The sequence below is a fragment of the Actinomadura sp. NPDC048955 genome (assembly GCF_040649435.1).
GTDB lineage: Bacteria > Actinomycetota > Actinomycetes > Streptosporangiales > Streptosporangiaceae > Spirillospora > Spirillospora luteofluorescens.
In genome coordinates, this window is sequence record NZ_JBEZJI010000046.1 from 36964 (window position 1) to 48227 (window position 11264).

The 11264-nt window shown below is 72.4% G+C and carries 11 protein-coding genes; 5 read left to right on the plus strand and 6 right to left on the minus strand.

All coding sequences use genetic code 11. From position 1 onward, the window contains the following. Nucleotides 1-30: 30 nt before the first annotated feature. The 5 genes from AB0C84_RS32765 to AB0C84_RS32785 form a co-directional block, all read right to left on the minus strand. Nucleotides 31-1293 carry a flavin-dependent oxidoreductase gene (locus AB0C84_RS32765; RefSeq protein WP_179847523.1) on the minus strand — a complete coding sequence of 421 codons (1263 nt, stop codon included), beginning with the start codon at nucleotides 1291-1293 and terminating at the stop codon, nucleotides 31-33. Nucleotides 1294-1381: 88 nt separating this feature from the next. Next, nucleotides 1382-2167, minus strand: a complete 786-nt coding sequence (locus AB0C84_RS32770; RefSeq protein ID WP_361074056.1) for an ABC transporter ATP-binding protein — start codon at nucleotides 2165-2167, stop codon at nucleotides 1382-1384. 52 nt (nucleotides 2168-2219) lie between these two features. Then, nucleotides 2220-3023, minus strand: coding sequence for an ABC transporter permease (locus AB0C84_RS32775; RefSeq protein WP_361074058.1), 804 nt, complete (start codon nucleotides 3021-3023; stop codon nucleotides 2220-2222). After that, nucleotides 3020-3796 carry an ABC transporter permease gene (locus AB0C84_RS32780; RefSeq protein ID WP_361074060.1) on the minus strand — a complete coding sequence of 259 codons (777 nt, stop codon included), beginning with the start codon at nucleotides 3794-3796 and terminating at the stop codon, nucleotides 3020-3022. Before AB0C84_RS32780 ends, AB0C84_RS32775 begins: the two co-directional genes overlap by 4 nt. Beyond that, complete coding sequence (locus AB0C84_RS32785; RefSeq protein ID WP_179847527.1) at nucleotides 3796-4776, minus strand: ABC transporter substrate-binding protein; 981 nt, start codon at nucleotides 4774-4776, stop codon at nucleotides 3796-3798. Before AB0C84_RS32785 ends, AB0C84_RS32780 begins: the two co-directional genes overlap by 1 nt. A gap of 560 nt (nucleotides 4777-5336) precedes the next feature. Here AB0C84_RS32785 and AB0C84_RS32790 point away from each other — a divergent pair. The 5 genes from AB0C84_RS32790 (at nucleotide 5337) to AB0C84_RS32810 (ending at nucleotide 10871) form a co-directional block, all read left to right on the plus strand. Beyond that, entirely contained in the window at nucleotides 5337-8402 is a 3066-nt protein-coding gene (locus tag AB0C84_RS32790) for a nitrate- and nitrite sensing domain-containing protein (RefSeq protein ID WP_361074063.1), read from the plus strand. Next, nucleotides 8399-8848, plus strand: a complete 450-nt coding sequence (locus AB0C84_RS32795; protein WP_173396277.1) for a roadblock/LC7 domain-containing protein — start codon at nucleotides 8399-8401, stop codon at nucleotides 8846-8848. The genes AB0C84_RS32790 and AB0C84_RS32795 overlap by 4 nt, the downstream gene beginning before the upstream one ends. 30 nt (nucleotides 8849-8878) lie before the next feature. After that, complete coding sequence (locus tag AB0C84_RS32800; RefSeq protein WP_258939649.1) at nucleotides 8879-9334, plus strand: DUF742 domain-containing protein; 456 nt, start codon at nucleotides 8879-8881, stop codon at nucleotides 9332-9334. Between the two features lie 34 nt (nucleotides 9335-9368). Beyond that, the gene (locus tag AB0C84_RS32805) at nucleotides 9369-9983 is read left to right on the plus strand and encodes an ATP/GTP-binding protein (RefSeq protein ID WP_258939693.1); all 615 of its coding nucleotides are present in this window, start codon (nucleotides 9369-9371) and stop codon (nucleotides 9981-9983) included. A 114-nt stretch (nucleotides 9984-10097) separates the two neighbouring features. Continuing rightward, a complete protein-coding gene (locus tag AB0C84_RS32810; RefSeq protein ID WP_179847530.1) occupies nucleotides 10098-10871 on the plus strand; it encodes an SGNH/GDSL hydrolase family protein in 774 nt (257 codons plus the stop codon). Here AB0C84_RS32810 and AB0C84_RS32815 read toward each other — a convergent pair. Beyond that, on the minus strand, nucleotides 10868-11206 hold the full coding sequence (locus AB0C84_RS32815; RefSeq protein WP_179847531.1) for an STAS domain-containing protein: 339 nt from the start codon (nucleotides 11204-11206) through the stop codon (nucleotides 10868-10870). The genes AB0C84_RS32810 and AB0C84_RS32815 overlap by 4 nt on opposite strands. Between the last annotated feature and the right edge of the window lie 58 nt (nucleotides 11207-11264).

Genomic DNA, 11264 nt, shown 5'->3' on the forward strand with positions numbered 1-11264 from the left:
GCGCCCGTCGGCGTGCGCCCGCCGGTGCCGTCAGCGTGCCGCCGTGTAGGAGGGGCGGGAGTTCAGCGCCTCGACGTCGGAGAACGAGGTCTGCCGGTACGCGCCGCTGATCGTGTTCAGCTCGTCGGGGCTGAGCACGTCCTCGATCGAGGTGAAGCCCTGCGGCGCCCGCTGGCTGACCGTGTGCAGGACGCGGTCGGCCGGCATGTCGCGGCAGGCCCGGACGATGGCGTTGACCGGCTCGCGCCGCGCCTTGTCGTAGGCGAGCAGCCCCTCGGCGGCGTCGCCGGAGGCGGCCAGCTCGTGCGCCAGGACGCGGGCGTCGAGGATGGCCTGGGAGCCGCCGTTGGACCCGATCGGGTACATCGGGTGGGCGGCGTCGCCGAGCAGCGTGACGCGGCCGAACGTCCAGCGGTCGACGGGGTCCCGGTCGACCATCGGGTACTCCAGGATCTCCGCCGCCTGGGACATCAGCGCGGGGAAGTCGAGCCAGTCGTACTTCCAGTCCGCGAAGTAGGGGAGCACGTCCTCCAGGCGGCCGGCCTTGTTCCAGTCGGGGTCCCAGTCCAGCCGGTCGTCGGCGAGCCTGACCTCCGCGGCCCAGTTGAGCAGCGCCCTGCCCCGGCGCTCGGTCCGCATCGAGATCGGGTAGACGACGATCTTCGACGTGGCGTTGCTGCCCATCACGACCATGGTCCGCCCGGTCAGGATGGGGTCGGCCTCGGTGATGCCGCGCCACAGCCTGATGCCGTTCCACAGCGGGGCCGGCTCGTCCGGGTACAGCTGCGCGCGGACGGCGGAGTGCAGGCCGTCCGCGCCGACCAGCGCGTCGGCCGCCACCGTCTCGGCGGTGCCGGACGCCCGGTCGAGCAGGCGCGCCCGCACCTGCGTCCCGTCCTGCTCGAAGCCCTCGAAGACGGTCCCGGTGCGGACGGCGTCCTCGCCGAGCCGCGCGCGGACGGCGTCGAGCAGCATCATCTGCAGCTCGCCGCGGTGGATCGAGTACTGCGGCCAGTGGTAGCCGAGCGCGCGTCCGCGCGGCTCCGCCCAGATCCGGCCGCCGTGCCGGTCGAAATGCACCATCTCGCCGGTCGGGATGCCGGTCTCGGCCAGCTCGTCGGCGAACCCCAGCTCGGTGAGCTCCCGGACGGCGTGCGGCAGCAGATTGATGCCGACGCCGAGCGGCAGCAGCCGGTTGGCGGAGTCGACGACGAGGGCCTCGACCCCGGCCTCGTGCAGGCTCAGCGCGGTGGTGAGCCCGCCGATGCCCGCCCCCACGATGAGTACGCGCATGAATCACCCTCCCGTTGGTGTCGGGGCGACCGGCCGGGCGGCCCGCCCGCGCCGGTCTCGTTCGTGTCGCCGCACGTGGCGGCCGTTCTCAGCCGGTCTTCGCCGGCGCCGCGCCGGGCACCTTCGCGCCGCCGCGGACCAGCCGCCCGACCTCGGCCCGGAGCCGGACGAACTCGGGGGTCCCCCGGGTCTCGATCTGGTCGCGCGCCGAGGGCAGGTCGACCGGCAGATCGGCGTGCACGCGGGCGGGGGAGCGGTTCAGCACGACCACCCGGTCGCCGACGTAGACGCTCTCGTCGATGTCGTGCGTGACCAGCAGGATCGTCATCTTCCCGGTCCGGTGCATCTGCAGGACGAGGTCCTCCAGGTCCTCCCGGGTCTGCGCGTCCACCGACCCGAACGGCTCGTCCATCAGCAGCAGCGACGGGCGGTAGGCGAGGGCCCGCGCGATCGACGCGCGCTGCTGCATGCCGCCCGACAGCTGCCACGGGTACTTGCGCCCCGCGTCCGCGAGGCCCACGGACTCCAGGGCCTCCTGCGCTGCGGCGCGCCGCTCGGAGCGGCCCTTCCCGCGCCGCCGCAGCGGCAGCGCCACGTTGTCGCGGACGGTCAGCCAGGGGAACAGGGAGCGGCTGTAGTCCTGGAACACCACGGCGAGGTCGTCGGGCACGCCGTCGATCGGCTCGCCGTTCAGGGTGAGGGTCCCGGCGGTCGGGCGGATCAGCCCGCCGATGCAGCGCAGCAGGGTGGACTTTCCGCAGCCGGAAGGGCCGACGATGCTGAGCAGCTGGCCGTCCGGGACGGTGAGGTCGAGTCCGTCGATGGCTCGGTGGCCGTCGCCGTAGGAATGGCTGAGGCCGGTTATCTGAAGCACCACGGCCGCCTTTGCTGTGTGTGTGTCGTCAGGTTCGGCATAGGGGACATCGTCAGTTCGCGAGCCGTTTCGCGCCAGTGTGCCAGGCCAGCAGGCGCCGCTCCAGAAGCATGAACACCCCGTTGAACAGGAGGCCGAGCAGGCCCAGCATGACGATCCCGGCCCACATCCGGGGCAGCTCGAACGAGCGCTGGGCCCCGATGAGCTCGGAGCCGATGCCCGCGGTGCTGCCGAACAGCTCGGAGATGACCATCAGGATCAGCGCGAACGACAACGCCACCCGCAGTCCCGCGAAGATCTTGGGGGAGGCCGCCGGGAGCGTGACGGTCAGCAGCCTGCGGAGCCGGCCGACGCCGAACACGCGGGCCGTCTCCAGTTGCAGGGGGTCCACGGTGCGGACGCCGTCGCAGGTGTTGAGCAGCACCGGCCAGACCACGCCGAAGGCGATCGTGACGATCTGCATGGTCGCGCCGAGCTGGAACACGATGATGAAGAACGGCACCAGCGTGGGCGGAGGAACCGCGCGCAGGAACTCCAGCACGGGGTTCAGCAGGTCGTACAGGGTCCGCGACCGGCCGATCGCCGCACCCAGCAGGACTCCGGCGGCTCCCGCGGCCGCCCACCCGGCGAACAGGTGGGTGAGGCTGGTGGAGAAGTCGTCCACCGCCTTGTCCGTGAGGAACCCCTGGGAGGCGGGTCCGGAGAACCACAGCTCGTGCAGCGCGTCGACGATCTTCGTGGGCGGGGGGAAGTAGGTCTCGTCCACCGCGCGCGTGACCAGTTCCCACAGCGCGATGGCGAGGGCGACGAGCCAGACCCGCTCTACCGATCCGCGCAGCGCTCTGAGGGCCCTCATGCGATCCCCTCCACGCGGGCGGTCTGCCAGCGGAACACGATCCGTTCCAGTGCGAAGAGGGCCGTGTTGGCCAGCAGCCCCAGCACACCGGCCCAGCAGGCGCCGGCCAGCAGCAGGTCCGTCCGGCCGCCGCCGGACTGGGTGTCGCCGAGGTAGATCCCCACTCCGTTGACGCCGCCCGCCAGGAGTTCGGTGCTGATCACCACGATGAGGGCGACGGAGGCGGCGATCCGGATGCCGGTGGCGATGAACGGCGAGGCGCTCGGCAGGGAGACGCGCCACAGCACCGACAGGGTCCCGAAGCCGAAGCTGCGCAGGCTCTCCTTGGCGACCGGATCGACGTCGCGGAGCGCGTACAGGGTGTTGATGAGGATCGGCCACAGGCAGGCGTAGAAGATCAAGGACATCTTCATCTGCGTGGGGTCGGCGAACAGGATGATGGCGAGCGGGATCAGCGCGACCGACGGGATGGGGCGCAGCAGTTCGACCAGCGCGCGGGAGGCGGTGCCGAGCACCGGCACCGAGCCGAGCAGCACGCCCAGCGGCACCGCCACGAGCACCGCCAGGACGAGCCCGCCGAACCATGCCGTGACCGTGGCCCCGACGTCGGCGAGGAACTCCGCGTCGACGGCCAGTTTCGCAGCCTCCCGTATAACGGTCGACGCCGGGGGCAGGGCGGTCTCGTCGACGAGGCCGGAACGGCTCACGACCTCGACGACGGCGACCAGCCCGGCGACCCCGGCGGCGCCGAGAACGATACGGCGGTGGTTCATCAAGCGGGTGTGGCCATGAACGGCTTGACGTCGAGGGGCTTGTCCAGGTAGCCGAACTGCTGCATCAGGTCGGCCACGCGCTGGAGGCGGGTGGCGTTCAGCGTGGTCGGCCACGTGCCGAAGCTCATGGTGGAGGCGACCTTGGCGTCGATCCCCTTGGCGTAGGTCGGCAGGACGTCCTGGATGAGCTTGCGGTCGGCGGCCATGCCCTGCGCCTTCAGCAGCGCGCGCTGGAAGGCGGCGACCGTCTTGGGGTTCTCCTTGGCGAACTTCTCGGTGGTGGCGAAGCCCGCGATCGGGAAGTCCGCGGTCGGTCCGCTGGACAGGTCGGCGACCATGCGGGCGCCCATCGACTGCTGCATCTGGGTGCCGAACGGCTCGATCGCCTGGACGGCCTCGACGCTCTTGGACTTCAGGGCCTGCTCCATGGCGGGCGGGGGGACCTCGACGAAGTTCTTGTCCTCGTCGAATTCGACGCCCTGGGGCTTGCCGGCGGCGCGCACCAGCAGCGTGGCGATGTTGCGCTTGGTGTTGACGGCGATCTTCTTGCCGGCCAGGTCCTTGACCGTGTGGTACGGGGAGTCCTTGCGCACCATCAGCGTGTGGGTCTTCGGCGCGCTCTGCATGCCCTCAACGACGATCTTGGGCTTGAACCCCGGGTCCTTGGACCCGGCGGTGAGCAGCGAGACGTAGTTGCTGATGCTGAAGTCGAGCCGGCCGCTCTTCAGGAGGGGGATGCCCGCGGCGCCGCCCGGGATGACCTGGGTCTTGACAGTCAGGCCCTCGGCCTTGAACAGTCCCTTGGAGATGGCGAGCTGGACGGGCGCGGTGTCGGCGACGGTCATGTTGCCGAGAGTGATCTCGGACTTCTCCAGACCGTTGGCCGACTTCTTCTCAGAGGAGCCGCAGGCCGCGGCGGAGAGCGTCAGAGCGATCGCTAGCGCGCCTGTGACGGCTGTACGGCGGTGGGAAGCAGGCATGGCAAGGCTCCATTTTGCGGGGGAAGCACGTCGAACCTGATCTTTCAAACGAGGCGGGAGCGTAGCGCACTGTGGGTGTGGCTTGGGTGAGATGAGAGGATTATGTGCAATTATGTGAACATGGGATAACAGTCTGTGACATTCGCATCTCCTGCATCACAAGTCCAGACTTGTGTGATCATTCGGGTTGGCCATGATGGTGGCTCTGTGTTGCAATATCTCGCGCTCGCCCCCAGTGGCGTGGGTGAGCGATGCGACCCGAATCCCGTTCAGGCCACTGTACGCCGCGAGCGATCGACCCCATTGAGAGGTAGCGGAGGGCAGTGCGGAAAGCAGAAGGGGCCGAGATGGCCCCGCAATCCCCCCAGCCAGGCCCGTCTGCCAGGGACGACGCCCCGAAGCGAGGCTCCCGCGGCGGGCGGTACAAGCTGCGCAACTGGCGAGTGCGCACGCGTCTGTTCGCCCTCATTGCGGTGCCCACGATCGTGGCCGCACTCTTTGCGGGTTACCGCGTTTCGGTGTCGTTGGACAACGCCGAGGCCTATAGCCGTACCGGTCAGGTGGCTACGCTCGGTAATCAACTGACCGCGCTCGCGCACGATGTGGAAGCCGAGCGCGACGCGATGGCGGAGCGCGCCGCCGGCGGCGGGCGCGCCGCGGGCGCCGAGGCGCTCGCCGCGCGGCAGGAGGCGGTGGACGCCGACGCCCGCAAGGTGCGCGCCGCCGCCGCGGACGTCGAGCTGTACTCCACCAGCCTGCGGCTGGCGGTCGGCAACGTCCTCAACCGGGTCGACGACCTGCCCGCGCTGCGCACCGCGTCCGCGCGCCTCGGCCCCGGGGTGATCATCGACAAGTACACCGAGTTCGTCGACGACTTCACCTCCTTCCACATCCTCATCTCCCAGGACGCCCCGACGGCCGAGCTCGCGCAGAGCGCGCTGGCGCTCGCCGACCTGGCGAACGCCAAGGACGCCGCGTCCCGCGAGCGGGCCCTGCTGTCGTCCGCGCTCTGGGAGGGGCGGTTCGAGCCCCTCGACCGCGCCGCGGTCGACGACGCCCGCGCCGACATGAACACCAGCATCTCCGCCTTCCGCAGCTCGGCGACACCGGCCCAGCTGCGGCTGTACGAGGACACCGTCACCGGGCCCGAGCTGGACCGCGCGGAGGTGACCCGGCTGCAGACGCTGGCCGTCGCCGACTCCTCCCGGCAGCTCCAGGTCCGGCTCGGCGTCCGCACGGCCCGCTCCTGGACGGCCGACTCGACCGCGCGGGTCGACAAGCTGCGGGCGGTCGAGAAGCGCATCGCCGCCGACCTCGCCGCCTCGGCGGACGACGCGCGGTCCGGCGCGCAGACCGCGGCGATCCGGGACGGCGTGCTGCTGTTCCTCGTCCTCGCGGTCGTGCTGGCGACCCTGATCGTGATGGCGCGCTCGCTGGTGCGGCCGCTGCGCCGGCTCCAGTCCGGCGCGCTCGACGTCGCCAACGCGCGGCTGCCCGGCCTGGTCGACCGGCTGCGCGACCCGGAGGCCGCCGCGGGCGGCATCGAGGTCAAGCCGATCGAGATCGATTCCACCGACGAGATCGGCCAGGTCGCGCGGGCGTTCGACGAGGTCCACCGCGAGGCGGTCCGGCTGGCCGCCGACGAGGCCGTGCTGCGCGGCAACATCAACGCGATGTTCGTCAACCTCTCCCGCCGCAGCCAGTCCCTGATCGAGCGGCAGCTGCGGCTGATCGAGGAGCTGGAGCAGAGCGAGCGCGACGAGGAGCAGCTCGGCAACCTGTTCCGGCTGGACCACCTCGCCACCCGCATGCGTCGCAACTGCGAGAACCTCCTCGTCCTCGGCGGCCAGGAGCAGGTGCGCCGGTGGAACCAGCCCGTCCCGCTCATCGACGTCGTCCGCGCGTCGCTGTCCGAGGTCGAGCAGTACGAGCGCGTCGCGCTGCGGGTTCAGGGCGACATGACGGTCGCCGGCCCCGTCGTCAACGACCTCGTCCACCTGCTGGCCGAGCTGGTGGAGAACGCCACCGTGTTCTCCTCGGAGAACACCAAGGTGACGGTGTCGGGGCAGATGCTGAGCGGTGGCGGCTGCATGCTGCAGATCACCGACAACGGCGTCGGCATGTCGCCCGAGGAGCTGGAGCAGGCCAACTGGCGGCTGGCGAATCCGCCCGTCATCGACTTCTCCGCCGCCCGCCGCATGGGCCTGTTCGTGGTCGGCCGCCTGGCCGTCCGGCACGGGATCCGCGTCGAGCTGCGGGCCGCCCAGGGCGGCGGCCTCACCGCGTTCGTGGTGCTGCCGGACGCGGTGGTCACGCCGGGCGAGTCCGCCGGCATCGGCACCCGCCCGGGCCTCGCCCCGCGCGAGGCGGGCTCCCACAACCAGCTCGCCGCGCTCACCACCGCCCCCGCCGCCGAGCCGCCCTCGGGCGGGTTCCGGCAGGACGACTACGGGCCCGCCGCCTCCATGGGCGGCGGCACCGGACCGCATTCCCTGGCGGGCGGCACGGGAGCGCACCCCATGGTCGGCGGCACCGGCCCGCTGCGGCCCGCCCGCGGCGCCACCGGCCCGCTGCCGAGCGTCTCCGAGACCGGGCCGATCCCGTCCCCGGGCGCGCACGACCCCTACGGCACGGGCGCGCAGCCCGTGGTCCCGCCCGCCGAGCGGCGCCCCGCGCGGGACCGGCGCACTCCGGCGAACGACCCCTACGGGACCGGCGAGGGGCAGCCGCCGCGCAGGCCGGGGGAGCTGCCGGTCCGGGAGCCGGGCACGCATCTGCAGAGCCGTTCGTCCGACGGCGGCTCCTCGAACGGGCTCTTCCAGCCGCGCAGCGAACGCCCGCCGGAGGAAGAGGCCGGCACCAACGGCGCCTACCGGCCGGGCGGGCGGACCGGGCCGCAGCCGGTCGTCCCGGAGGCGCAGCCGATGGTGCCCGACTCCGGCGGCGGGCGGCACATCCCGTGGGAGACCGGGCCGCTGGAGCAGGTCGCCCCGGCGCCCATGGCGCCCGCGCCCCACGTGCCGGAGGCCTCCGTCCCCGAGCCGCGCGTTCCCCAGCCGGCCGCGCGGGCCGCGGCGGCCCCGGAGCCGAAGGCCCCGCCGCGCCCGCCCGAGCGCTCGCCCATCTTCGACGCGATGCAGTCGGAGTGGTTCATGCGCAGGTCGGGGGGCGCGTCCGGCGAGGAGCCGGCCAAGAGCTGGGAGTCCCCGGCGGACGCGGGCTTCCGCGCCGCCGAGGCGGCCCGCGAGCCGGTGGCGACGAGCCGGACCAACGTCGGACTGCCCAAGCGGGTGCCCGGCAAGAACCGCATCCCCGGGGCGGTCGGCCGCGGGGCGCAGGACGCGCCCCAGCCGCCGGCGGGCCCGCCGCAGGGCCGCCCGGCCCCCGCCGGGGCCGGTCTCGGGCCGCAGGCGCCGACGCAGGGCATGCCGGTCATCGGCCAGCAGGTCCCGGGGCAGCCGCAGGGGCAGCAGGAGCAGGGTCCCGGCCAGTCGGCCGACGCTGTACGCAACCGCTTCGCGAGCCTGCAGCGCGGCGTCCACCGGGGACGCCATGAGGCTCGTGGCACAGGCACATCAGGTGAGGTGCCGTCACAGGGTGACGGCGAGACAGGAGGCACCCGGTGAGCGGGCAGGATCTCAACTGGTTGGTGACGAACTTCGCGGACCGTGTCGCGAAGGTCGCGCACGCCGTCGTGGTCTCCTCGGACGGACTGCCGATGGCCTACTCGGCGGGCTTCCCGCCGGAGCGGGCGGACCAGCTCTCGGCGATCGCGTCGGGGCTGATGAGCCTGACCCAGGGCGCGGCGAAGATCTTCGACGCCGGCGGGGTGAACCAGACCGTCGTGGAGATGGACCGCGGGCTGCTGTTCGTCATGTCCATCACGAACGGTTCGGTGTTCGCGGTGCTGGCGGCGCCCGACTGCGACCTCGGGCTGGTGGCCTACGAGATGACGCTCCTGGTGGAGCGGGTGGGACGGGTGCTGACTCCCGCCCTGCGCGCCCAGGAGCAGCAGCCCCCGTACTCGGGGCCTTCCGTGACCGAGATGGGCGCCGGGCCCGCCCGCTATTGACCGTGACTGACTCTGACGGAGGTCGGCGACATGGATCGAGGCAGTCCCTTCGGGGGCGGTCCCGGAGGCGGCGGCCGCTGGCCGGGTGACCAGGGGCGGGCCCCCGTGCAGGGCCGTCCTCCCGAGCGGGACGAGCACGACGGCAGCTCGCTCGTGCGCCCCTACGCGGTCACCGGCGGGCGCACCCGGCCGCGGTACGACCTGGCCATCGAGGCCCTCGTCACCGCGGCCCCCTACCCGCCGCGGGACGTGGCCGTGCTGACCCCGGAGTACCGGGCGATCATGGACCTGTGCCGGTCGGCCCGCTCGGTCGCCGAGGTGTCCGCGCTGCTGCGCCTGCCGCTCGGGGTCGCGCGGGTCCTCGTGGCCGACATGGCCGTCGAGGGGCTGCTGCGCCTGCACCAGTCGCAGTCCCCCACCACCGCCGGCGGACAGCCGGACATCCGCTTGCTAGAAAGGGTGCTCAGTGGCCTTCGGAAGCTCTGACCACGTGCCGGGGCCGCACGGCGGGGAGACCGAGCTGACCTCGGTCAAGATCGTCGTCGGTGGCGGCTTCGGCGTCGGCAAGACCACCTTCGTCGGCTCCGTCTCGGAGATCATGCCGCTCACCACCGAGGCGGTGATGACCGCGGCCAGCGCCGACGTGGACGACCTGTCGGCCGTCCCGGACAAGACGACCACCACGGTCGCGATGGACTTCGGCCGCGTGTCGCTGGACAGCGAGCTGATCCTCTACCTGTTCGGCACCCCCGGGCAGCACCGCTTCTGGTTCATGTGGGACGACCTGGTCCGCGGCGCGATCGGCGCCGTCGTGCTGGTCGACACCCGCCGGCTGGAGGACTGCTTCGCCGCGGTGGACTACTTCGAGGAGCTCGGCCTGCCGTTCGTGGTGGGGGTCAACGGGTTCCACGGCGAGTTCCAGTACGCCGTCGAGGACATCCGCGACGCCCTGTCGATCAGCGCGCACGTGCCGATCGTGCAGTGCGACGCGCGGAGCCGCGAGTCCACCAAGCAGGTGCTGATCACGCTGGTCAAGCACGCGATGACGGTGCACGCCGCCGGAGCGCAGGCGGCCGCCCCCGCGCCGGGCGCCCCCGGCGGCCAACTCGGCACCACCTCTCCGAGCTGGACGTAGCCGCCGCGCGCGGGGGCGCGGCGTGGTTCGGGCGGTGGCTACGGTCGCGTAGGTCGTGTGCACCATGCATGATTGTTCGTCGTGATCGAGCATGAGTCCGCGCTGGGGGTTGCGATGAGCGCATCGGAGAAGATCGGCACCTTCGTGGCCATCGGCGACAGCTTCACCGAGGGCCTGAACGACCCCTACCCCGGCGAGACCGACGTCTTCCGCGGCTGGGCGGACCGGCTCGCCGAGCACATCGGCGCGCTGAACCCGGGCCTGCGCTACGCCAACCTCGCCGTCCGGGGGAAGCTCGTGCGGCAGATCGTGGACGACCAGGTGCCGATCGCCGTCGGCCTCTCGCCCGACCTGGTCACGCTCTGCGCGGGCGGCAACGACATGATCCGTCCCGGCGCGGACCCCGACGCGGCCGCGGTCCTGTTCGACGACGCGGTCCGGCGGCTGCGCGCCACCGGATCCCGCGTCGTGGTCTTCACCGGGTTCGATCCGCGCGGGCTGCGCGCGGGCGGCCGCATCCGGGGCAAGGCCGCCACCTACAACATGCACCTGCGCGCGATCGCCGACCACCGCGGCTGCGCGGTGGTGGACCTGTGGCCGCTGCGCGTCTTCCACGACCCTCGCGCCTGGTACGAGGACCGCCTGCACCTGTCGCCCGAGGGGCACCGGCGCATGGCGCTCTACGTCGCCGGGGTGGTCGGCGTCCCGGTCGAGAGCGACTGGCGCGAGCCCTGGCCGCCCCTGGACCGCGCCGACTGGCTCACGATGAGGCGCGAGGACGTCCACTGGGCCCGGACGTACCTGCTGCCGTGGATCGGCCGCCGGGCCACGCGCCGCTCCTCCGGCGACGGCCGCGGCCCGAAGCGCCCCACCCCCCTCCCGCTCTAGGCGGGGTCGGGTTCGGTCGCCAGCGCCTCCTGGAGGGTCCTCTTGACGGGGATGCGCCGGTGCAGGCCCGTGATCTCCAGGGCGCGGCGGACGATGGGCCGGGGCCCGGCGAGGACGAGGCTGCCGCCCGCCGCGGTGGCGGACTTGTAGCAGGCGACGATGACCGAGAGGCCGCCCGAGTCCATGAACTCGAGGTCGGTGAGGTCCAGCACGAGGTGGTCGCCGTGCTCGCGGCGGGCCTCGTTCAGGTGGACGCGCAGCTCCTGCGAGCCGGCGACGTCGAGTTCTCCGCACAGCCTGAGGACGGCGCGTCCGCCGTCCGGCCGTGTGGTCACTTCCAAAGGTGACACGGGGGGTTCCCCTCTTGTGTGCTGCTTTGGCCGGACTCGTCCG